16 protein-coding genes and 1 pseudogene are annotated in these 23499 nt (G+C 65.9%); 7 read left to right on the forward strand and 10 right to left on the reverse strand.

Translation table 11 applies throughout. The features are described 5' to 3' along the window. Positions 1 to 74: 74 nt before the first annotated feature. Entirely contained in the window at positions 75 to 743 is a 669-nt protein-coding gene (lipB, locus tag CXQ88_RS11150) for a lipoyl(octanoyl) transferase LipB (protein WP_104044246.1), read from the reverse strand. Positions 744 to 882: 139 nt separating this feature from the next. Between lipB and CXQ88_RS11155 the strand changes: the two genes are divergently transcribed. Beyond that, entirely contained in the window at positions 883 to 2541 is a 1659-nt protein-coding gene (locus CXQ88_RS11155) for a serine/threonine protein kinase (RefSeq protein WP_104044247.1), read from the forward strand. Between the two features lie 29 nt (positions 2542 to 2570). Here the strand turns inward: CXQ88_RS11155 and CXQ88_RS11160 are convergent, their stop codons facing one another. Beyond that, positions 2571 to 3464, reverse strand: coding sequence for a TIGR01777 family oxidoreductase (locus CXQ88_RS11160; RefSeq protein ID WP_104044363.1), 894 nt, complete (start codon positions 3462 to 3464; stop codon positions 2571 to 2573). Positions 3465 to 3540: 76 nt separating this feature from the next. Between CXQ88_RS11160 and CXQ88_RS11165 the strand changes: the two genes are divergently transcribed. Next, entirely contained in the window at positions 3541 to 7050 is a 3510-nt protein-coding gene (locus tag CXQ88_RS11165) for a S41 family peptidase (protein ID WP_104044248.1), read from the forward strand. A 92-nt stretch (positions 7051 to 7142) separates the two neighbouring features. On the opposite strand, the gene CXQ88_RS11170 is transcribed toward CXQ88_RS11165, so the two are convergent. The 5 genes from CXQ88_RS11170 to CXQ88_RS11190 all read right to left on the reverse strand — a co-directional run bounded on the left by CXQ88_RS11170 (position 7143) and on the right by CXQ88_RS11190 (position 13319). Then, a complete protein-coding gene (locus CXQ88_RS11170; RefSeq protein WP_104044249.1) occupies positions 7143 to 7571 on the reverse strand; it encodes an OsmC family protein in 429 nt (142 codons plus the stop codon). Between the two features lie 192 nt (positions 7572 to 7763). Beyond that, on the reverse strand, positions 7764 to 8114 hold the full coding sequence (locus CXQ88_RS11175; protein WP_104044250.1) for a hypothetical protein: 351 nt from the start codon (positions 8112 to 8114) through the stop codon (positions 7764 to 7766). Between the two features lie 152 nt (positions 8115 to 8266). Continuing rightward, positions 8267 to 10033, reverse strand: coding sequence for a 2-oxoglutarate dehydrogenase, E2 component, dihydrolipoamide succinyltransferase (gene sucB, locus CXQ88_RS11180; protein WP_104044251.1), 1767 nt, complete (start codon positions 10031 to 10033; stop codon positions 8267 to 8269). A 116-nt stretch (positions 10034 to 10149) separates the two neighbouring features. After that, positions 10150 to 11532 carry a dihydrolipoyl dehydrogenase gene (lpdA, locus tag CXQ88_RS11185; protein WP_104044252.1) on the reverse strand — a complete coding sequence of 461 codons (1383 nt, stop codon included), beginning with the start codon at positions 11530 to 11532 and terminating at the stop codon, positions 10150 to 10152. A gap of 260 nt (positions 11533 to 11792) precedes the next feature. Beyond that, complete coding sequence (locus tag CXQ88_RS11190; RefSeq protein WP_104044253.1) at positions 11793 to 13319, reverse strand: leucyl aminopeptidase; 1527 nt, start codon at positions 13317 to 13319, stop codon at positions 11793 to 11795. 258 nt (positions 13320 to 13577) lie between these two features. Between CXQ88_RS11190 and CXQ88_RS11195 the strand changes: the two genes are divergently transcribed. The 4 genes from CXQ88_RS11195 to CXQ88_RS11210 all read left to right on the forward strand — a co-directional run bounded on the left by CXQ88_RS11195 (position 13578) and on the right by CXQ88_RS11210 (position 18884). Then, positions 13578 to 14516 carry a proteasome assembly chaperone family protein gene (locus tag CXQ88_RS11195; protein ID WP_104044254.1) on the forward strand — a complete coding sequence of 313 codons (939 nt, stop codon included), beginning with the start codon at positions 13578 to 13580 and terminating at the stop codon, positions 14514 to 14516. An 89-nt stretch (positions 14517 to 14605) separates the two neighbouring features. After that, positions 14606 to 15952, forward strand: a complete 1347-nt coding sequence (locus tag CXQ88_RS11200) for an MFS transporter (protein WP_104044255.1) — start codon at positions 14606 to 14608, stop codon at positions 15950 to 15952. Between the two features lie 99 nt (positions 15953 to 16051). After that, on the forward strand, positions 16052 to 17326 hold the full coding sequence (locus tag CXQ88_RS11205; protein WP_104044256.1) for a DUF4192 domain-containing protein: 1275 nt from the start codon (positions 16052 to 16054) through the stop codon (positions 17324 to 17326). 253 nt (positions 17327 to 17579) lie between these two features. Further along, the gene (locus CXQ88_RS11210; protein ID WP_104044257.1) at positions 17580 to 18884 is read left to right on the forward strand and encodes an RNA polymerase sigma factor; all 1305 of its coding nucleotides are present in this window, start codon (positions 17580 to 17582) and stop codon (positions 18882 to 18884) included. 187 nt (positions 18885 to 19071) lie between these two features. Here the strand turns inward: CXQ88_RS11210 and CXQ88_RS11215 are convergent. Next, positions 19072 to 19452 (reverse strand): annotated as a pseudogene (locus tag CXQ88_RS11215) (dihydrofolate reductase family protein); the annotation flags it as partial. Between the two features lie 376 nt (positions 19453 to 19828). Continuing rightward, positions 19829 to 20050: a DUF7455 domain-containing protein gene (locus CXQ88_RS11220; RefSeq protein ID WP_013600696.1), complete on the reverse strand. Its 222-nt coding sequence runs from the start codon at positions 20048 to 20050 to the stop codon at positions 19829 to 19831. A gap of 256 nt (positions 20051 to 20306) precedes the next feature. Between CXQ88_RS11220 and CXQ88_RS11225 the strand changes: the two genes are divergently transcribed. Further along, positions 20307 to 22415, forward strand: coding sequence for a DNA gyrase/topoisomerase IV subunit B (locus tag CXQ88_RS11225; protein ID WP_104044259.1), 2109 nt, complete (start codon positions 20307 to 20309; stop codon positions 22413 to 22415). An 89-nt stretch (positions 22416 to 22504) separates the two neighbouring features. Here the strand turns inward: CXQ88_RS11225 and CXQ88_RS11230 are convergent, their stop codons facing one another. Continuing rightward, entirely contained in the window at positions 22505 to 23497 is a 993-nt protein-coding gene (locus CXQ88_RS11230) for a M56 family metallopeptidase (protein WP_104044260.1), read from the reverse strand. Between the last annotated feature and the right edge of the window lie 2 nt (positions 23498 to 23499).

The following is a 23499-nucleotide window of genomic DNA, read 5'->3' on the forward strand; positions in this document are numbered from 1 at the left end:
CGGCTTCCGCTCCACCGGGACAGCAGAGTTGCGCTGTTCAACGCGCAAAAGCTTCCGGCCTTCAGGTGCCAATGTCACAGTAGAGCTCCTTCGGGGGTAGCGACCAGGGCGTCTTCATTCTTGCGCAGTTCTTCGGTAATTCTGGAAACGAGGTCAGCCGGGGCGACGTCATAACCGGTTTCCTGGGCGATTGTTGTTACCCCGGCATCGGAAATCCCACAGGCAATGATCTGGGTGTACGGGGCGAGATCGTTGTTGCAGTTGATGGCGAACCCGTGCATGGTGACGCCTTCGTGGACCCGGATGCCAATGGCGGCAATCTTCCGGTCCGGACCTTTTGCGTCCGCTGCGATCCAGACCCCTGCCCGGCCGGTGATCCGTACGGCCTGGATATCGTAGTCGGCAAGGACGTTGATGATGACCGACTCGAGGCGTTCGACGTAGTCGCGGATCCCTGCCCGGTTCTTCAGCTTGATGATGGGGTAACCCACGAGCTGGCCGGGTCCATGCCAGGTAAGCTTGCCGCCACGGTCCACCGGAACCACTGGCGTGCCATCAAAAGGCCGCTCGTGGTCCTCGGTCCGTTTACCGGCCGTATAGACCGGGGCGTGTTCGAGGAAGAGGACTGTGCTCGGGGCCTGTCCGGCGACGACGTTGTCGTGGAGTTCACTCTGGATGGCCCAACCGCGGGTGTATTCGACGAAATCCGGAGCAAGACCCAGCTGTGAAAACTCAAGAGTCATGGCATCCAGCTTAGACCTTGGGCCGCCACGCGCCCGGTTTAGTGCTTAAGCTCACCGTGCGGGCCGGAGCCGGGCCGGACCGCCTCCGACCCTGTGGATAACTTCTACACGCAGAGCCGGATTCGACTAGACATAGGTCATGGAAGATTTGCAGGGGTTGACGGTCGCCGGGTATGCCGTTGGACGGTTGCTGGGCCGCGGCGGCAGCTCGTCAGTATGGCTGGTCAAGGAGGAACGGAGCGGCCGGGAGTTTGCCATGAAGTGCTTCCGTCCGGCCGCGCGCAGGTCGTCGCGGGGAGCAGCGATGAGTGAAGAAGGCATCCGTCGTGAGATCCGCATCCTGTCCGTCCACGATCATCCGCATCTCATCAAGGCCCATAACACTGTTGCGTTGGCCGGCGGCGCGGAAGGCTGCACCGCGCTGATCATGGACTACGCACCCGGCGGGTCCCTTGCCGGCCTGATAGCTGCCAAGGGAAAGCTCAGCGCGGGGGAAACAGTGACGGTGCTGACGCCCATTTCCCAGGTCCTGGCGTATTTACACGGCAAAGGATTCACACACGCCGACGTCTCGCCGGGCAACGTCCTGTTCACGGGCCAGGGCAAACCGATGTTGTCCGACGTCGGCATCGCCCGAATGCTGGGGGACCCTGCCTCAGGAGCCAATACAGGCACGCCCGGGTTCATGGATCCGGCGCCGGTGGACGCAGTGCGGGCAGGCCTTCAACCTGAACGCGACGTCTATTCGGTTGCGGCTCTGGGCTGGTTTTGCCTCACCGGTGTGCCTCCACAGCGCACTGTGGATCGGCCACCCCTGTCCATCCTGCTTCCCGAGGTCCCCCGGGAACTGGCCGCGGCCCTGGAGTCCGGGCTGAACAAGGACCGGCGGCTTCGGCCTACCGCGGCTTCCCTGGCTACAGCCGTCTACCGGAGCGCGTCACCCCTGCCGCTGGACCTGGCGCCGGCGGTCCATCCCACAGTCCTGCCTGAACTGGTCACCCGTTTGCACGCACCGGCAACTCCACGCGGCGGGCTCGGTGAGAGAGTCCGCGGGCTGCGGCGCCGGCTGTCGACGTCGAAATGGTCGGGGCCGTTTATATCCCAGGAAAAGCTGCCTTTTCCTGGGTCGAAAGCGGTCATGGCTCCTGCCCGCCATGAGGGCCATGGGAGAGGGCGGCACGCCCGGCCGCGGGGTGGCCGGCAGCTGGGCAAAGGCGTTCTTGCCTGCGCAGCGGCAGCTGCAGTTGCGGCCGCCTGGTGGTTGTCCGGCGCGGGGGTCACGGCCGCCGGACCGGTTTTGCCGTCAGGGGCTTCAGCTGACGGCCCAAATACCGCCACAGTCACCAAAGCCCCGCCTGCCGGAACTGCCCGGCAGGCTGATGCGGTGATGGCCGCGAGGCAACAGGCGGCATCCCTCGATCCTGCCGTGGCCGTCCACGGCATCGCGTTGCTGAGATCGCTGGCCTTCAGCACTGGAAAGCTGGAACTCCTTGATGAGGTGAACAAGCATGGGTCTGGTGCGGCGGCAGCTGATCTCGGGATTAGCGGGCGGCTGCGGGAATCCGGCCACATCCTCTCCGGATTCTCCGCCACGCTGTCACAGGTGATGACGGAGGAGGGCTGGACCGGGGCCCGCGCCGTGGTTGCTGTTACCGCAGCCTCGTCCGCTTACGAGGAGAAGGATGACCAGGGCGCTGTGGTTGCAACCGGAGCAGCTGCCGGCGGGCAGCGGCTTCGTCTGGTGCTGGTCTCGGTCGACGGCAAGTGGCGGGTCAGCGAGATCCTTCCCGGCACCTGACGCCGGCCGCTCCAGGAAAGGAGTGGCTCCTACCCCTTGGCGGCCACCCACTCTGCGGCCTGGGCGAGTGTTGGATGCTGCCATGTGAAACCGGCAGAGGACAGGCGGGCGGGCTCCAGACGCTGGCTGGCGAGGAGCAGTTCCTCGGCCAAATCGCGCATCACCAGTCGCAGCACCGGGGCCGGAACCCGCAGCACGGCAGGGCGGTGCAGGGCCTGGGCCAACGCACCCACCAGGGCGTTCACGTCGGCGTCCTCGGGAGCGCAGAGGTTGACCGGCCCGCTCAGCGGGGACTCCAGCAGGAAGAGGAAGGCTGCCGATACATCCGGCAGGGTCACCCACGGCCAGTACTGGCGGCCGTTGCCAAAGGGACCGCCAACGCCCAGCCGGATCAGGGGGAGCAGCCTGCCCAGGGCGCCGCCGGAACGGCTGAGGACCACTCCCGTGCGCGCAACGACCACACGTACACCGGGGGGAGCTGTCGCAGCTGCCGCCTCCCACTCCCCACAGATACGGGCGAGTGTTCCCGCTCCCTGCGGCGCATTTTCCCTAAGCACCGTGTTGCCGGCATCGCCGTAATATCCGGAGCCGGACTGGCTGATGAAAACAGGGGGCGGGGAATCGAGCTGCTGCATGGCGCGCGTGAGCGTCCGCGTGGAGTCCACCCGCGAGCTGAAGAGCTCCTCAACGCGCCTGCGCGTCCATGGTCTGTCCCCGATGCCGGCCCCGGATAGATTGACGACGGCGTCAGCTCCGGTTAGTGCCATCGGGTCCAGGTCCCCGGCGGCAGGGTCCCACCGTAGTTCCGCAGCAGACGCCGGCTCCCGCCTGACCAGGGAAACGACCTCGTGGCCGGCACTGCGGAAGGTTGCCGACATGTGGGTCCCGATCAGCCCGGAGGCGCCGGCGATGACTATGCGCATGGGGTCCATCACACCACGGCGGGCGCGGCGGCGGCACCTCCACCAGAGCGAAGTGGGGGTTGACTATGATCAAATGATGACTTCTTCCAGCTACTTCCGTTACCCGCACCTGCACGGCGATCTGGTCACTTTTGTGGCCGAGGACGACGTATGGATTGCGCCCCTTGGCGGAGGCCGCGCCTGGCGTGTCTCCTCCCTCCAGCTGCCCGCCCGCAATCCCCGCTTCACCCCGGACGGGCAGCGGCTGGTGTGGACGGTGGTGCAGGGAACGGCGCCGGAAGTTGTGTCCGCAGCGGTCGACGGCGGCGACTACCGGCAGCTCACGTACTTTGGCCACGGCACCACCAGGGTAAAAGGCTTTACCGCGAAAGGCTCCGTGGTGGTCACCAGCGCCTTCCGCCAGGCTGAAAGCCGACATACACACGCCTACAGTGTCCCGCTGGAGGGCGGCTGGGCCGAGGAGCTGCCTTTCGGGCCGGTGGAGTCGGTTGCCTTCGGCCCAGAAGTGGGTGATGAGCGCCCGGTAGTGGTGGGCAGTGTGCTTTCCCGCGAACCCGCGTGGTGGAAGCGCTACCGCGGAGGCACCGGTGGGAAGCTGTGGATCGACACTGACGGCAACGGTGAATTTGAGCGGCTTTTGCCGGACCTCGACGGCAACCTCGCTGACCCCATGTGGGTGGACGGCCGGATCGCATTCCTGTCCGACCACGAGGGTTACGGCAACCTGTACTCGGTCCTCCCGAATGGCAAGGACCTGCGCAGGCACACGGACCACGAGGACTTCTACGTCCGGCATGCAGGCACCGACGGCAAACGCATCATCTTCGAATCCGCGGGTGAGCTCTGGGTACTTTCCGGCCTGGACTCCGACCCGGAGCGGCTGGACATCAGTCTGGGATCAGCCTCCCAATCACGGCGCCCGGCCCTGCTCAACACCGCCAAGCATCTTGGCGCTGCTGTCCCGGACGGCACCGGGGCGGCCAGCGCCGTCGAAGCGCACGGGACCATCCACTGGCTGCGGCACAAGGACGGCCCGTCGCGCATCATCGAAGCAACGCCGGGTGTCCGTGCCCGCCTGCCCAGGCCCCTCGGCAACGGGCGGCTGGCCTATGTAGCGGACCACGACGGCGTCGAGGCGCTGTACATCAAGGACGTCGCCGCCCCGGTCCCCGGCACCGCTGACGCAGGTGCTCTTGGAACCTCCGGGACCCCTGCCGGGGAGCCGGGCAGCGAAGCTACCCCGGCGGCGCCCGGCAAGGACGAGGCCGCCGTACCCTTGCCGCAGCCCGTTCCGGCCGCGGGGGCTGCGGTCCTGACCGGAGCCGGCCCCGCCTCCGTCGTGCGGGATGACCAGCAGGCTGACGTCGCCCCGGAGAACGCATCCCCAGCTGCCGGGGCGATTGCTCCAGCAGCAACCCGGATCGGCTTTCCCCGCCCGACCCGCACCAGCTCCCTGGAAGCGAGCCCGGACGGCGGCTGGCTAGCACTTGGCACGTCTTTCGGTGAGGTGTACGCGGCCAACACCCGGACCGGGGAACTGACACTGGTGGCCAGCATCGGTGAAGGCACCGTCTCGGATCTGGCCTGGTCGGCGGACTCGCAATGGCTGGTCTGGTCCGAACCGGTAACCTCCTTCGGCTCCCGCAGCCGGCTCCGGCTGGCAAAGGTAACGGACCCCAAAGCCGGCCTGGTTGATGTCACCGATGGCCGCTTCTGCGACACCTCGCCGGCTTTCACCCCGGACGGCAAGTTCCTGGCCTTCCTCTCCAACCGCAGCTTCGACCCCGTCTACGACGGGCACTCCTTCGACCTCTCCTTCCCGAGCCCCATCAAGCCGTACCTCGTGGCACTCGCCGCTGACACGCCGTCGCCCTTTGGTCCTTCAGCGGATCCGGACGCAGGGGAGGACGAGGCAGGCACCGCCGGCGGGGAATCGAAGCAGGAAGCTGCGGCAGCAGTGCCGGAGGTCAAGGTGGACGCGGACGGGCTCGCCCACCGCGTCATTGGTGTTCCCGTGCCACAGGGCAACTACACGTCGCTCAAGGCGGCGGACGGCGCGCTGTTGTGGCTCGACTGGGCACTCGCCGGCGTCACCGGTGACGGCAAAGCCAGCCAGGACGACAAGGATGCCCGTCCCAGCCTTGCCCGCTTCGACCTCGCCCGGCGGAAGCAGTCCACCCTGGTGGAATCGCTGGACAGCTTCCGGCTCTCCGGTGACCTCACGAAGGTGGTGCTGATTTCCGACAAGAAGGTAACCGTTGTGCCGGCGGATAAAAAGGCTGACGAGGACTCAGGCGAGCTGGTCAAGGTGGACCTTGGCCGGATCCGGGTGATGATGGACCCGCTCAGCGTGTGGGGCCAGGCTTTCGACGAGGCGTGGCGGCTGCAGCGCGACTTCTTCTGGACCGAAGACATGGCAGGGCAGGACTGGGAGTCCATCTACAAGCGTTACCGCCCGCTGGTGGACCGGCTGGGGTCCCATGACGACCTGGTGGACCTGCTGTGGGAACTGCACGGTGAACTGGGGACCTCCCACGCCTACGTCCGGCCCGCGCCGGTCACGGAGAACGGAAGCCACGGTCAGGGCCGGCTCGGCGCTGACCTTGCCCTCACGCAGGCGGGCTGGGAGATCACCCGCATCCTTGCCGGTGAGTCCTCTGATCCCCTGGCAACGTCGCCCCTGACGCGGCCTGGCGTTGGCGCAAAGGCAGGAGACATCCTGCTTGCCATCGACGGCGTCCCGCTCTCCGGCACCGTTACCCCTGCGATGCAGCTGGTGGGGGCGGCAGGCCGGGCGGTGGAGCTGACTCTCCTCAACGGTGCAGCACACGGCGGAAGCGCCGGCATGCAGCGGCGTGTCGCCGTCGTACCGGTCAAGGACGAGGAACGCCTGCGGTACCAGGAATGGGTTGCCTCTAACCGGCGGACCGTCCGGGAGGCCTCCGGCGGCACCTTCGGCTACCTGCACATCCCGGACATGATGGCGAACGGCTGGGCCCAGCTCCACCGCGACCTGGACACCGAAACGGCGCTGGACGGCCTCATCGTGGATGTGCGGCGCAACCGCGGCGGCCACACCTCGCAGCTGGTGGCCGAGCTGATCGGCCGCAAGGTCACCGGCTGGAGCATGCCGCGGGCTGAGAAGCCCCGGACGTATCCGCACCATGCGCCGCGCGGGCCGGTCATCATCCTGGCTGACGAGTTCGCCGGATCCGACGGCGACATCATCACCCAGGTTTCCAAGCTGCGCGGCATCGGACCGGTCATCGGAACACGCACCTGGGGCGGGGTGGTGGGCATCGACAACAGGTTTGCCCTGGCTGACGGCACGGGTGTAACCCAGCCGCGGTACGCCACGTGGTTTGGCGGCGGTGTGGGCTGGAGCGTCGAGAACTACGGCGTGGACCCGGACATCGAGGTCACCTATCCGCCGCACGCCTACGCGGCCGGACGGGATCCGCAGCTCGAATACGGCATCGGGGCGCTGAAGGAAATGATCCAGGAGCTTCCAACCGACCGGCCGCCGGCACGCGAAGGCTACCGCCGGCTCCGTCCCGCGCCGCTGCCGCCCCGGGCAGGCAACTAAGCGGGTGTGACACAGCAAAAGGCCCTGCCCTACCGGAACAATCCGGTGAGGCAGGGCCTTTTGCTTATAGTCCTCTGGTTGCCCTTGAGGGACTAGGACTGCAGCGTGGCCTCGAGGGTGATGTCGATGCTGGCAAGGGCGCCGGAAACAGGGCAGCCCACCTTGGCCTCGGCAGCGATCTTCTGGAACTCGTCTTCGGAAATTCCCGGGATCCTGGCGGACATGGTCAGGTGGCTGCCGGTGATGCCGGTGCCCGGCACGAACGTTACGTCGGCCTTGGTGTTGACTTCCTCCGGCGCGTGCCCGGCCTGCGCCAGGGCGTGGCTGAAGGCCATGGAGAAGCAGGCCGAGTGGGCGGCAGCGATGAGTTCTTCAGGGCTGGTCTTGCCGCCTGAGGACTCGGTGCGCGCCTTCCAGGTGACCTCGTAGGTCCCCAGGCCGGAGCTGTCCAGGGTGGTGTTTCCGGAACCCGTCATCAGGTCGCCGTTCCATACCGTGTGCGCGGTGCGTGTTGCTGCCATAACCACTCCTAATGTTGATTCGAACCGGGGCAGGCCAATGCCCGGCCCCGCCGTTTCCCATCCTAGGGATTTAGTCCCCGGCATGCACCAGCTGTCCGCTTCCAGTGAATTATGACCAGGGGCAAACATGACGATGGCGACGCCCCCGCAGAAGGGGAGCGCCGCCGTCGTGATGGCCTTAGCGGAGGGCAGTTACTGCCAGATCGTCGCGATGGCGATGTTCAGCAGTGCGAGTCCGCCTACGCTGTGGGCCAGGCCCTTGCTGATGTCCTCGCCGTTCTTGTACTTCCGGCGCCCGATGAAGGCCAGCACGCCGACGGCCAGGGCGATGGCAAATTTGATGCCCAGCTTGACGTAGTTGGCGTCCATGTCAAGGGCCGGAATGAGCCCCATCAGGGCGATGCCGGTGAGGAGCTGGAGCATGGCGCCGTCGAACTGGCGGGGGTGGACGGTGGGCTTTTTCATCTGGCCGATCCAGATGCCCACGATCATGGCCGCGCCGACGATGTGCAGGAAAACCACGATGTTATAGACGATGTTCATGGGACCAGTGTAGCCAGAGTTTCTACGGCTCGTAGTAGGTCAGGATCTCAGGTGATCCTTCGCGATACCGGGGCTGTTAACGGCCGACGGCGGTGCAGGCCTTGCGATGGTCTCCCACCGCTGCCTGCACCGCCGTCGCGCGTTCTAGCCTGTTACAGCCCCAGGTCCGCTTCGAAGGCGCCTTCTTCAAGGCGTGCCTTCAAGGTCTGGAGGAACCGGCCGGCGTCGGCGCCATCCACCAGGCGGTGGTCGTACGTCAGGGACAGGTACATCATGGAGCGGATGGCGATCGAGTCGTCACCGTTCTCGTCAGCAACAACCACTGGGCGCTTCACGATGGCGCCGGTGCCGAGGATGCCCACCTGCGGCTGGTTGATGATCGGGGTATCGAACAGGGCCCCGACCGAACCGATATTGGTGATGCTGAAGGTTCCACCGGAAAGCTCGTCCGGGCCGATCTTTCCGTCACGGGTGCGCCCTGCAACGTCGGCGATCTTGCCGGCCAGTCCGGCCAGGTTCAGGTTGCCGGCGTCGGAGATGACCGGGACCAGCAGGCCCTTGTCGGTGTCGACGGCGATCGCCAGGTGCTCGGCGTTGTGGTACGTGATCTCCTGCTTGTCCTCGTCGTACGCAGCGTTGAGCTTCGGGTGCTGCTTGAGGGCTTCGGCAACTGCCTTGGCTATGAACGGCAGGAAGGTGAGCTTGACGCCGTTCTGGGCCTGGAACGAGTTCTTGGCCTTCAGGCGCAGCTTGGCGACCTTGGTCATGTCCACTTCGTGGACCTGAGTCAGCTGCGTGGAGACCTCGAGGGACTCGCGCATGCGGCGGGCGATGACCTGGCGGATACGGGGAGCCTTCTGCGTGGTGCCGCGCAGCGAGGAAACAGCGGCGTTGGACGCTGCCGGGGCTGATGCGGCCGGCGCTGCTGCCGGGGCTGCGGCGGGGGCAGCCTTGGCTTCGGCTGCGGCGATGACGTCCTGCTTGCGGATGCGTCCGCCCACACCGGTGCCCGAGAGCGAGGCGATGTCCACGCCGTGCTGGTTGGCCAGCTTGCGCACCAGGGGAGTGACGTAGCCGGACTCGGATCCGCCGTTCGCCGTTGCGGCCTCAGTTGCCGCCGGTGCTGCAGCGGGAGCAGCCTGCGGAGCGGGTGCTGCCTTGGGAGCTTCCTGTGCCGGTGCAGCCTGGGCCGGAGCGGCCTGCGGGGCCTGTGCGGGCTGCGGGGCCGGTGCGGGCGCTTCAGCCTTGGGTGCTTCCTGGACCGGCGCCTCGGTGGAGGGCGCTTCGGCCGGTGCAGCAGCTGCGCCAGAGCCGATAACAGCGAGGACGGAACCGACCTCTGCTGTTTCGTCTTCGTTGACGCGGATTTCCTGAAGGGTACCCGCCACCGGCGACGGAATTTCGGTGTCTACCTTGTCGGTGGAGACTTCCAGGAGCGGCTCGTCAACCTCTACAGAGTCGCCCACGGCCTTCAGCCAGCGGGTGACGGTGCCTTCGGTGACGCTTTCGCCCAGCGCCGGGAGGGTGACTTCGTGGCCTTCTCCGTCGGCTGCCGGTGCCGCCTGGGCGGGTGCTTCGTGGGCAGGAGCCGGTGCTTCCTCTGCGGGAGCCGGCGCAGCGGCGGGAGCTTCTTCCGCCGGTGCTGCTGCGGGGGCTTCTTCTGCCGGTGCGCCGCCGCCGGAGCCGTCGCCGATGCGGACCAGGGGAGCGCCGACCTCGGCGGTCTCGTCCTCGGCAACCAGGATTTCCTCAATCACACCAGCGACAGGAGAGGGGATTTCAGTGTCTACTTTGTCGGTGGAGACTTCGAGCAGCGGCTCGTCCACCTCTACCCGGTCACCTACCTGCTTGAGCCAGCGGGTGACGGTTCCTTCGGTGACGCTCTCACCGAGGGCGGGCAAGTTAACGGATTCAGACATGTCGTCCCCGTTCTCCTTATTGATCTGTAGTGCGGATGATTGCTGCCTTGTTGGCCAGCCTAGTGCACCCGGCATTTCCTGCCGGGTGCACCAGGCCCTGTGGTGCTGGGGGGAGACTAGCCGTGAAGCGGCTTGCCGGCGAGCGCCAGGTGGGCTTCGCCCAAGGACTCGTTCTGGGTGGGGTGGGCGTGCACCAGCTGGGCAACATCCTCGGGGTAGGCTTCCCAGTTCACGATCAGCTGGGCCTCGCCCACCTGCTCGCCCATGCGGGCGCCGATCATGTGGACGCCCACAACGGGACCGTCCTTCTGGCGGACCAGCTTGACCAGTCCTGAGGTGCCCAGGATGGAGCTCTTGCCGTTGCCGGCAAGGTTGTATTCCTGGGTCTGGACCTGGTCCTCACCGAACTTCTCCTTGGCGGCCTTTTCGGTGTAGCCAACGGTGGCGATTTCGGGATCGGAGTATGTGACCTTGGGGATGTTGATGTCCTCAACGATCACCGGCTTCAGGCCGGCGATTTCCTCGGCCACGAAGATTCCCTGCTGGTAGCCGCGGTGGGCCAGCTGCACGCCGGGGACGATGTCGCCGACGGCGTAGATGTTGCCGACGCCGGTGTGGAGGCGCTCGTTGGTGATGACGAAGCCGCGGTCGATGGTGATGCCGGCTTCCTCGTAGCCCAGGTTGGCGGTGACGGGGCCACGGCCGACGGCGACGAGAAGCAGGTCGGCTTCGAACGTCTTGCCGTCCACCAGGGTGACCTTGACGCCGTCGTTGTTCTGCTCAACGCCCTGGAAGAACACGCCGGTGGAGAACTTGATGCCGCGCTTTTTGAAGGCGCGCTCGAAGTTCTTGACGATGGTGGCGTCTTCGTTTGGTACCAGTGAGGGCAGGCCCTCCACGATGGTGACGTCCACGCCGAAGGACTTCCAGACCGAAGCGAACTCGACGCCGATGACGCCGCCGCCCAGGATGATGACGCTTTTGGGGATGGAGTCCATGGTCAGGGCCTGGTCGGAGGTGATGACCTTTCCGCCGAGTTCCAGTCCCGGAAGGGTGCGGGAGTACGAGCCGGTGGCGAGGACGATGTTCTTGCCCTTGTACGCGGTGCCGTTCACCACAACGGTGTCGGTGCCCTGGAGCTTGCCCTCACCCTCGATGACGGTGATGCCCTTGGACTTGATGAGGCCCTGGAGGCCCTTGAACTTGCCGGCGATAATGCCGTCCTTGTACGCGTTGACGGCGGTGATGTCGATGCCGTCAAGGGTGACGTTCACGCCGTATTTGGCGGAGTCACGGGCGTGGTCGGCGAGCTCTGCAGAGTGCAGCAGCGCCTTGGTGGGGATGCAGCCGTTGTGGAGGCAGGTGCCGCCCAGCTTTGCCTTCTCCACGAGGCCGACGGTAAGGCCAAGCTGTACGGCCCGCAGTGCGGCGGCGTATCCGCCGCTGCCTCCGCCGAGTACCAGGATGTCGAATTCTTGCGCAGTTGCCTGATCGGCCACTTAAACGCTCCCTCGCGTGAACGATGACGCGATCTCCGCGCATCATCTGGTCTTGGAACTTACACTGCCGTGATTATGCCAGCAGGCCGGTTCTCTTGCATTTGTGACTACCGTGGTTCACCTTAGCGAACCACTTATCCATGCTCCACCTTGGCGCCGCGTTTGTGGAGCGCTTGTGTCCAGTGTCACGCGGCCCTGCGGTGCAGGGAACATTACCCACACCGCAGGGCCTGCATGGCCCCCGGGCGCGGCCGATAACGTCAGGCCGCTGCGGCCAGGATGTCCTCCACATAGGCCACCAGGGTCCGCACGGTGCAGCCCGTGCCCTGCTTGTGGGTGTAGCCATAGGGGCTTCCGTTGTTGAAGGAAGGCCCGGCGATATCGATGTGGGCCCAGGGGATCTGCTCCCCGTCCTTGCCCTTACCCACGAATTCGCGCAGGAAAACGGCAGCCGTCATCATGCCGCCGTGGCGTTCGCCGATGTTGGCCAGGTCCGCTACCTGGGAGTCGATGCTGGGGCGCAGTTCCTCAGGAAGCGGCATGGGCCACACAAGTTCCCCTGCCCGGTCGGCTGCGGCCTTGAGCGGGCCGGTCACGCTGTCGGAGCCCATAACGCCGGCGGTGCGGTTGCCGAGGGCGATCAGCTGCGCACCGGTGAGGGTGGCGACGTCGATGATGGCGTCCGGGTACTCGCGGCTGGCAGCCACGATGCCGTCCGCCATGACCAGCCGGCCCTCGGCGTCGGTGTTCAGGACTTCAACGGTCTTGCCCCCAAACATGGTGAGGACGTCCGCCGGGCGTGAGGCAGCGCCGGAGGGCATGTTCTCGGCAATGCAGAGCCAGGCGGTCGCCTTGACGGGCAGGCCCAGTCCGGCGAGGGCCAGGACAGTGTTGAGGACGACGGCGGCACCCGCCATGTCACTCTTCATATCGCCCATGCCGAGGGCAGGTTTGATGGAGATGCCGCCGGTGTCGAAAGTGATGCCCTTGCCGACGAGGGCGATCTTCGACGTCGCCCTGGCAGGGGAGTACTCCACCTTCACCAGCCGCGGCTGGCGGGCGGAGCCCTTGCCCACACCCATGATGCCGCCGAAGCCTTCCTTCTCGAGCCGCTTCTCGTCCCAGACGGTGACCTTTACGGGCAGTCCCTTGGCCAGGTCCTTCGCGGCCTCGGCGAAGGTTTCGGGGTAGAGGTGGCTGGGCGGCTGGTTCACCAGCGAACGGGTGGCGTTGACGGCCTTGCCGAGCAGCGCGGCACGCTTCAGTGCGGCGCCGGTTTCGTTGTGGTCGGCGAGTTCCGTGAAGATGACCGCGTTTCGAACCGGATCCTTCAGGCCGTCCTTTGATGACCGGAACTCGTTGAAGGAGTAGGCGCCCAGGGCGGCACCCTCGGCGACGGCCGCCACGTCGGCAACTGACGCCGTCGGCAGGGCCAGGACCACCGTTGCGAGGCCACCAAGCTGGCGGACCGCGGAACCTGCCGCCCGGCGGAGTGCCTCGCCCGTGAGAGGCTCCGCTGCCGAGACCTTGCCGGTGCCCGCGAGGACCAGGATCCCGGCGCCGGTCTCCGGCAGGCCGGGGAGGCGGACGATCTGGTCGGCGGCGCCCGTGACCCCCAGGGACTTGAGGGAGCCGGCAAGGGCCTCTGCGGATTTGGCTGTCAGGGGGTTCTCCAGGAGGACCGGTCCGTCAGTGCCTTTTCCCACACCTATGACCACTGCGTCACTGGGGCTCTTCTTCAGGTCCCTTGAGAGGGTACTAAGGTTGATTTCAGTATTCTTGACCACAGGGATCAGTCCTCAATTCTCGAGAGATGTTCGGGCAGGGGTGCATGTTCGGCGCTCTGCCATGGATGCCCGGATGCAATCGTTCGGGACGCAGTCCGGGTGTCTGCAAGCCCGTCTGGCAGGCCAGTTCCGATCGTAGCCCGTCCCCGCCCGAGCCGGTGTATTTCCTGAGAGGTGCGCCACATCAGCGGCAGGAATGTGCGGCTGCCCTGCGGCGTTGTAGAAGATGTCCACCCGCACCTATGAAAGGAACACGCCGTGCTTGAACGGTTTTCCGGCTCCCTGCTGGACCCCGATGCGCTTTATGCAAGCAACATCGAGCTGTTCCACAGCCCTGCCCTCCGTGGGCTGAACCTGGTGATGGGCTTTACCGGATTCGCCGACGCCGGGCACGTGGTGAAGCAGATTAATGCGGAACTGCTGGACACGCTCGACGCCGAGCCGGTTGCGGTCTTTGATGCCGACCAGCTGATCGACTACCGGTCGCGCAGGCCGCACCTGACGTTCGTCGAGGACCACCTCCAGGACTACCAGGAGCCCCGGCTCGCCCTCTACCGGCTTATAGACGGCTTGGGTAACCCCTTCCTCCTGCTGGCTGGTTTTGAACCGGACCTGCAGTGGGAACGGTTTGCGCGTGCAGTGGTGGGCATCGTGGAGAAGCTGGACGTCAACCTGGTCGCCTGGATCCACTCCATCCCCATGCCGGTGCCCCACACCCGTCCCGTGGGTGTGACGGTGCACGGCAACAGGCCCGAGCTGATCGAGGGCATCTCCGTGTGGAAGCCAACCGTGGAAGTCCCCGCAGCGGTGGGCCACATCCTGGAGCTCCGCCTGGTGGAGGCAGGCCGCAACGTAGCGGGCTACGTCATCCATGTGCCGCACTACCTTGCCGAGGCGGAATACCCCACGGCCGCCGTCGCTGGCCTTGAGTACCTGGGTGCGGCCACGTCGCTGATGCTGCCATCGGACCGGCTACGCGAAGCCGGCCGGGAAGTCAGCCGCCAGATTGCCGAGCAGATTGATGCCTCCGAGGATGTCCAGCAGGTGGTTTCCCGCCTCGAGACCCGGTATGACGAAAAGGCCGAAGGCACGGTCCGCCGCTCGCTCCTTGCGGACGAAAATGACGAGCTGCCCAACGCGGACGCCCTCGGCGCTGCCGTAGAGGCCTACCTCGCGCGCGAGAACCCCGGCCAGTAAGGGCTGGGTTTCTTGAACCCCGGCCAGCGGGCTGGGAGGCGGAGCGGGCTGCTGCCGGCCCGGCACGGCTGTCCGGGCATAATGAAGGGGTGACTGCACCCCGCGCCTGGCTGATCTGGACCGTTGGCATCTTCGGGTACCTCGTGGCCGTTTCGCAGCGCACGTCATTTGGGGTGGTGGGCCTGGAGGCCACCGAACGCTTCCACGCCAGTGCATCCGCAATATCGTTCTTCACCGTCCTCCAGTTGCTTGTCTACGCCGGACTCCAGATCCCCGTGGGCCTGCTGGTGGACCGGTTTGGCTCACGCGCCATGATCGCCGGCGGTGCCGTCCTGATGGGCCTGGGCCAGCTCCAGCTGGCCTTTGCAGACAGCATTCCCGGAGGCGTCGCCGGCCGGGTCCTGGTGGGTGCCGGGGACGCCATGACTTTCATCTCGGTGATCCGCCTGATCCCGCTCTGGTTTGCGCCCGCCCGGGTACCGCTGGTGACCCAGCTGACGGGGATGTCCGGCCAGCTGGGGCAGCTGTTCAGCGTTATCCCGTTCGCCTTCGTCCTTCACGCTTCCGGCTGGACCTCCGCGTTCCTGATGCTGGCCGGGATGTCGGGACTCGCCGTCGTCCTGGTCCTGCTGCTCCTCCAGGACGTGCCGCCCGGCACCGCGCGGCCGCAGGCCCAGCAGGGGCTGAAGGCCACCGGAGCTTCCCTCGCCCGTGCCTGGCGCCAGCCGGGGACCCGGCTGGGGTTGTGGAGCCACTTCACCATCCAGTTCAGCGGCACAGTCTTCGCGATGACGTGGGGTTACCCGTTCCTTCTTTCAGGGCAGGGCCTCGACGCCGGAACGGTGGCCGCCCTCATGGCACTCTATGTCGCCACCGCCATGGCAGTGGGACCGTTCATTGGCCGCTTCGTTTCCCGCCACCCGCTGCGGCGTTCAACCATGGTCCTGCTGATCGCCGCTGCCACCGCCGGAGCCTGGGCCGCTGTCCTGCTGACTCCGGGGCGTTCGCCGTTGTGGCTGCTGGCGGGACTGGTGGTGGTGCTGGCCATCGGCGGGCCCGGCTCAATGATCGGCTTCGACTTCGCCCGCACCTTCAACCCCGCGCACCGGATCGGCACCGCGACGGGCATCGTCAACGTGGGCGGATTCATCGCCGCGCTGATCGCGATCTTCCTGATTGGCCTGGTGCTGGACGTGCTGTATGCCAGCGGCTTCTCCAACGGAGTCCTGTATGGGCTGGACCCGTTCCGGATTGCACTGAGCGTCCAGTTCCTGCTGCTCGGCCTCGGAACCGCAGCCATGCTGGTCTGCCGCCGCAAGGTCCGCCGGCAGATGGCCGCCCAGGGCGTTGTTGTCCCGCCCCTCCGCAGCGCACTGGCCCGCCAGCGCCGGGAGAACCTTGCCCGGCGGAGCCGTGCGGCGGCTTCGGACGACTGACTGGTGCTCCACGGGCCGGCTTTATCCACATAGCTGCAGCTTGTCCACTTAGCGCATCCAGCGCTGTCGAGGCGCCGGCCTTCGGCGAATGCTGGAGCCATGACACCTCCAGAACGCCTCACGGTCCGCGGCCCGGAAGACATCCTAAGTTTCATTCCCCACTCGCTGGGATACTGGCCGGCGCAGAGCCTCGTGGCCATGACGCTGCAGGGCAAAAGGCTTGGGGCTACGCTGCGGCTGGATCTTCCCGGACGGGATGTCCTTGCTGATCCCACCGTCTTCGCCCGGACGGTGTGCGGGTACCTGGAGGCAGACGAAAACGCCGACGGCACCCTGCTGGCCCTTTTTACGAACAATGGCTGGCTGGCGGGGCCAGGCTGCTACGACACACTGCTCGACGGACTGGAATTGGCCCTGGATGAGGCCGGGATGCCGGTCAGGGATGCCTGGTATGTGGGGGACCAGTACTGGCGGGACGCCCGTTGCATCGGCCCCGACTGCTGCCCGCTGCCGGGGCGTCCCGTGCAGGAGATCCGGGACAGCCTGCTCAACACCGAGATGGTGTTCCGGGGAAGCAGCGTGGGGCCAGCCCCCGAGCAGCGGCAGCCGGCCGGCCCGGTTCCGGGGCTCCATCGCGCCGCTGTGCTGGAGGCGGAAGCCGTGTGGTCGGCCCAGCTGGACCTTCGGCGGCAGAGCCGGGCGCAGTTTGCCGCTGTGCTCGGCCAGTGGGAGGCGATGCTCGCGCGGCCGGCCGAGCACCTGCAGCGGCCCTCGGTTCAACGTGACGCCTTCCTGCGGGCAACGCTCCTGGTGCCGGCCTGGCGCGACGCTGTCCTGGTCATGGCGGCCGCCGGGAGTGCAGCGGCAGCAGCCGGGGCCGAAGAGTTCGGGATCTTCAATGATGACGCGCGGCTGGGGGCAATGGCACCTGCGGCGGAACATGGCGCGCCGGATGAAGTGCCATCGGCAGCGGATGTGCCTGATGCCCTGTCCTTCGCTCCAGCTGATTTCTGCACCGAAGGCCTGCTGATGTCTGGCCATCAGGCCGGAAATCCTGCCTACGGCGACATCTTGATGGGGCATGATCCTGCAGTTCCCCAATGGCGCGGCCTTGATGCCCTCGATCTCGTCCTGGAGCACCTCGCCCAGCTTGGTGGACCGTCGGCAGCGGCTGCGCTAACGGGGAGGGGTTGGATCGCGTGGTGCCGCGGGCGAGGCTCGTATTCGGCCGCGTATCTGGGCGAGGCGCTCGAAACAGAGCCCGGCTACCGGCTTGCAGAGCTGCTGCTCGAGTTGGTCCGCCGGGGTACGCTGTGCGGCTGGGCGGCGCGGAAGGAGGCTGCCTGGCAGAAGTTCGGACCGGACGCGGCCTGAAGTGAGGGCAGCAGGAACGGCGGGTTAGGCCGTATTTGGGGAAACCGTGAGACAATGGTTGCCGAGACCCGGTTGGGTCCGTGTATCAAGTGCTGGTAATGCACCCTTTTTGGGAACATTGTGGCCGCTCCGGCAGTTCTATTTATAGACTCTGCCGGCCGTGGTGGCGCTTGGTTTTCATCACGGACTTGACAGGGTCATAGTGGTGTTGCCCGTATGGCGATTCCACAGACCACCGCTAGAAAGGTTTTCTGTGACCCCGTCTTCCACGAAGAAGGACCCCGCCGCCCAGGACGAACTGTCCGCCGAGGAGAAGCAGGCGGCAACAAACGCCAAGCGGGCCGCCACGCGGGCAGCCAACAAGGCTTCTGCCGGTGAAGCTGGTGCGGACGGCAAGCCCACGCCCAAGAAGCGCGGACCAAAGCCCGGCGCCAAGGCTGCCGCTGAGGCGGCCGGGAAATCGGACGCCGACGAAGTAGAAGAAGTTGAGGAGGACCTCGACGACATCGTCCTCGAAGGGCCCGATGTTGTTGGAGAGGACGCCGAGGCTGGTCCTGTAAAGGGAGCTGCCGGTTCGGGCAAAGGCTTCGTCTACTCGGACGCCGACGACGACGACGCGCCGGTCCAGCAGGTCATGTCCGCCGGAGCTACGGCCGACCCCGTTAAGGACTACCTGAAGCAGATCGGTAAGGTCGCGCTGCTCAACGCCGAGCAGGAAGTGGACCTTGCGCTCCGGATCGAAGCCGGGTTGTTTGCCGAAGAGAAGATCAACGCCGACGACGGGTCCATGGATCCGAAGTACAAGCGCGAGCTTGAGTTCATCATCCATGACGGCAAGCGCGCCAAGAACCACCTGCTGGAGGCCAACCTCCGCCTGGTGGTCTCCCTGGCCAAGCGCTACACCGGCCGCGGCATGCTGTTCCTGGACCTGATTCAGGAAGGCAACCTCGGCCTCATCCGTGCTGTGGAGAAGTTCGACTACACCAAGGGCTTCAAGTTCTCCACGTACGCCACCTGGTGGATCCGCCAGGCAATCACCCGTGCCATGGCTGACCAGGCACGCACCATCCGCATTCCGGTGCACATGGTTGAAGTCATCAACAAGCTGGCCCGCGTCCAGCGCCAGATGCTGCAGGACCTCGGCCGTGAACCTACGCCCGAAGAGCTGGCGCTCGAACTGGACATGACCCCCGAGAAGGTCGTGGAAGTCCAGAAGTACGGCCGCGAGCCCATCTCGCTCCACACGCCCCTGGGCGAGGACGGCGACTCCGAGTTCGGCGACCTCATCGAGGACTCCGAGGCTGTGGTCCCGGCCGACGCCGTGAGCTTTACGCTCCTCCAGGAGCAGCTCCACTCCGTGCTGGATACGCTCTCGGAGCGCGAGGCCGGAGTTGTGGCCATGCGGTTCGGCCTGACTGACGGACAGCCGAAGACTTTAGACGAAATCGGCAAGGTCTACGGAGTCACGCGCGAGCGTATCCGCCAGATCGAATCCAAGACCATGTCCAAGCTCCGCCACCCCTCGCGGTCACAGGTGCTGCGGGATTACCTGGACTAGAAGCAGGACGCAACAAAAGCGGCTTGCCGGCTGCCGTGCCCCGGACGGGCGCGGTAACCGGCGGGCCGCTTTTTTGCTGGGTCCGCTATTGTCCGGTCTGCTTAATGAGCCATGCGCAAACGCAGCCGGAGCCCCGATCTTGTGTCACCGTTTGCAGTGGACTTCTTCGCGTACCCGCTCACATCGGTCAACGGCGCACCCGGTAGCGCAGGTGAAGCACCCGATTGCCCTGGATCACCACGTCAGGGTCCTCCAACAGGTGCTGTGCTTGAACCGACCCGAAGTAGCGCTTGCCGGACCCAAACACGACGGGTACGACGTCCATGCGCACCTCGTCGACCAGGCCGGCGGCAAGCACCTGGCCACCGACGTCGCCAGCGGCGACCTCGACGATGCGGTCACCCGCGAGCTCCTGCGCCTTGGCCACGGCTGCCTCGACGCCGTCGACGAAGTGAAACGGCGCCTCGGGGTCCCAGCCCTCGGGCTTCGGCCGGTGCGTCACGACGACCACATGGTCGACCCCGCCCGGAGGCTTCCCGTCCCAGCCGTCCGTCATGTCGAAGACGTGGCCGTCCACCGACACCGAGCTGTACATGACCACCGTGGCCACAGGACTCTTCTTTGCTTTGGGGTGCCCCATAATAGCAAGCACCTCTTCAAGCAGTGGCTGTGCGGATGGCCCGAGGGGTGGCGCGACGGGGTCGAGGTGGTTGCGTTCACCGGGTTCACCGTCGAGGCGACTTGGGCGGCAACTACCAGCGGATGATCGCCGCCTGCCGTCCCCCGGATCGAACGAAGGGGCGGGGACCTGAAGCAGAACCTGATCGGGTGGGTCGCTACCCGAGACCGGCGGCTTCAGGCCGCTGCTACAGCCCGGATTGTGAAGAGCCCTTAAAGAGATTGGGACCCCGCCTTTCGGCAGGGTCCCAACAACTTCACTAAAGCTAGTCGATCTCTACGGCAGCCTTCTCGTGAAGCTTCCCCGTCTCATCGTGCCAGTCGGAGCTCAAAGGCTTGAGCGTTGCCTCAACCGCACGGGCGTGGTGGCCGCAGAAAAGCAGCTCACCGCCGGAGGACTCCAGTACAACCCGGACATATGCCTGGGCTCCGCAACGATCGCACCGGTCCAGTGCGTTGAGTGTGCGGTCTGCCACTGCTGTTGTCATGTCGGCCTCCTTAGTAGATCAGTACGTCTATATAACCAGCATTCGTAACAAAACCATCGCAAGGATGGGGCAAGTTCGCTGTGCGCGTAGCCGCAAGAATGAATCAAGATCGCCACACGCCCCCGCGGAAAGCGCGGGGTGGCGCGGTGCACACGCCTGCCCATGGTGTGGCAGTCGGAGCTGCCATGCCGGGCCGACTACCCTAGAAGGAGCGACCCCAGCCCGCTTTTTTCGTCCCTGAAGGAGTTCATCACCAGTGGCACCAAGCTCTGATTACACTGCCCGGCACCTGTCTGTGCTGGAGGGCCTCGAAGCCGTCCGCAAGCGCCCCGGCATGTACATCGGTTCCACTGACTCCCGCGGCCTGATGCACTGCCTGTGGGAAATCATCGACAACTCGGTGGACGAGGCACTGGCCGGATTTGGCCACGACATCAAGATCATCCTCCACGCCGACAACTCTGTGGAGATCCACGACGACGGCCGCGGCATCCCGATCGACAAGGAACCGAAGACGGGCCTTACCGGCGTCGAGGTGGTCTTCACCAAGCTCCATGCCGGGGGCAAGTTCGGCGGCGGCTCCTACACCGCATCAGGCGGCCTGCACGGCGTGGGCGCTTCTGTGGTCAACGCGCTGTCCGCCCGGCTCGACGTCGAGGTGGACCGTGGCGGCAAGACGTACAAGATGTCCTTCCGCCGCGGCGAGCCCGGCCGCTTCAAGGACACGGGGTCGAAGACTGACCCGGCCGCGCCCTTCACCCCGTTTGTGGACGACTCGGTGCTGGACGTGGTGGGCAAAGCCAAGCGGGGCGTCACGGGAACCAGGATCCGCTACTGGGCAGACCGGCAGATCTTTACCCCGGATGCCAAGTTCTCCTACGAGGAACTCGCCGCCCGGGCACGCCAAACGTCCTTCCTGGTGCCCGGCCTCAAGCTGACCGTCTGCGATGAGCGCAAGGTCCCGGGAACGCCGGGCGAGGCCGGCCCCCACGAGGAGGTCTTCCACCACGACGGCGGCATCTCCGAGTTTGTGGAGTTTCTTGCGGCCGATCCCGCTGTCACCGATGTGTGGCGGCTGCACGGCTCTGGAAAGTTCAAGGAGACGGTTCCCGTGCTGGACGAACGGGGGCACAGCCAGCTCGCCGAGGTGGAGCGCGACTGCGAAGTTGATGTGGCGCTGCGCTGGGGGATCGGCTACGACAGCACGGTCCGCAGCTTCGTCAATATCATCTCCACGCCCAAGGGCGGAACCCACCAGTCGGGTTTTGAGCAGGCGCTAGTGAAGACTTTCCGCAAAGCGGTAGAGAGCAATGCCCGCAAGCTCAAGGCCGGCAACGACAAAATCGAAAAGGACGATATCTTCGCGGGCCTCACCGCTGTCCTGACCGTACGCCTGGCCGAGCCGCAGTTTGAAGGCCAGACCAAGGAAATCCTCGGCACCTCCGCCGTGCGCGCCATTGTGTCCAGGGTGGTGGAACGGGAGGTAAACGCGAAACTCACCTCCGCCAACCGGAACGACAAGGCACACTCCGCGCTGCTCCTGGAAAAAATCGTCAGCGAGATGAAATCCCGTATCTCGGCCCGGGTGCACAAGGAGACCCAACGGCGCAAGAACGCCCTGGAAACCTCTTCGATGCCCACTAAGCTCGCTGACTGCCGCACGGACGACGTCGCACGTTCCGAACTCTTCATCGTGGAAGGCGACTCGGCGCTGGGAACCGCCAAGCTGGCGCGGTCCTCGGACTTTCAGGCCCTGCTGCCCATCCGCGGCAAGATCCTCAACGTCCAGAAGGCATCGGTGGGGGACATGCTCTCGAACGCGGAATGCGCGGCCCTCATCCAGGTGGTGGGCGCCGGGTCAGGCCGCAGTTTCGACATCGCCGCAGCCCGCTACGGCAAGGTCATCCTGATGACGGACGCCGACGTGGACGGGGCACATATCCGCACGCTGCTCCTCACCCTCTTCTTCCGCTACATGCGCCCCATGATCGAGGAGGGCCGGGTGTTTGCCGCCGTCCCGCCGCTGCACCGGGTGGAAGTGATCAACGCCGGCCAGAAGGCCAACGAAATGATCTACACCTACTCCGAGGCGGAGCTTCACGTGCTGCTGGCCCGGCTGGCGAAGGAAGGCAAGCGGTATAAAGAACCCATCCAGCGCTACAAGGGGCTTGGTGAGATGGACGCCGAACAGCTGGCCGAAACCACCATGGATCCGCGGCACCGCACCCTGCGGAAGGTGGGGATCGAGAACGCCAAGCAGGCGGAGGAGATCTTTGATCTGCTGATGGGCTCGGATGTTTCGCCGCGCAAGGATTTCATCATCGCCGGCGCCTCAAGCCTGGACCGGGAACGCATCGACGCCTGACGGCGGAACTACGCTGGCTGCAGCCCAAAGGGAAGCGGCCGACGGAAAGCCGGGCGGAAAGAGGAGAGCCTGGCGGACGACGCCGGGTGTCAGCCCAGCAGGCCCGGCACCACCAGCAGGGCTGTGGGCAGCGCCAGCAGGAGGACGCAGCCGGCCAGCACCAGGCTGCGGACCGGGGAGGGCAGCTGCGGCTGGGGGGAGAGCAGCCGGCTGACGCGCGAGGCCGTGGTGCGGGCGGAGTCCGAGCCGGATGTTCCTGCCGCGGAATCAATGCCGGCAAGTGCCAGGCTTGGGCCGCCGGACTGAAGCTCGGCGTCACGGGCAGCACCGGGCGATCCGCTGGCCACAATCGCGATGGCCTTGATAAGCGTGGCCTTGCTTTCGGTCCTGAGGGCGACGTCGTCCGCGAGCATCTCAATCAGGGAGTTGACGGACTCCTGGGCGAGGCGGGTGGTGGGGAGCCAGGGGAGTGCCTGGCGCCAGGCAGCGAAGGCCCACAGCAGCAGGTGATGCCGCTGGCTCAGGTGTGCATTCTCATGGATCAGGACAGCCCGCAGTTCGGCCGGCTCAAGCGCTGCCATCAGACCGTCGGACAGCACCGTCACTGACCGCGCGCCGCCGGGAAGGCAGTAAGCCACGGGCGAATCGTGGTTGATGACCAGTGTCCCGGTACCTTCGGCGGATGGTGAAGCCAGGAGCGCGAGAAGCTCGCGGTGGCGCTGCCGCTGGCGTTCGATCTTGTAGTACGTCAGCAAAAGAGTGAAGACCAGGTGGGCCGTCAGCAGGGCCGCTGCGGACAGCGCGAAGATGTGCCAGAAGCCCAGCGCAGTAGTGGGCGCGTTATAAAGCACCATTCCCGCAAGGGACCGGAGGCCTGCAAGGAGGTTGTCGCCGATGGGTTCCAGGCCGTACACCAGCATGGCGCCGATCATGGACAGCCCGCCGGCCAGTGCGATGGCCTGCCAAAGCACCATGGCTGTGAAAGGGGAGCGCGCGGGCCACTGCGCCCTCGACAGGAGGATAGGTACCGGCCACGCCAGGACTATCGCAAGGACCGCCAGCAGGTACGAGGCCCAGAACATGG

It is taken from the genome of Arthrobacter sp. ZGTC412 (assembly GCF_002929215.1).
In the GTDB taxonomy this organism is placed as follows: Bacteria; Actinomycetota; Actinomycetes; order Actinomycetales; family Micrococcaceae; genus Arthrobacter.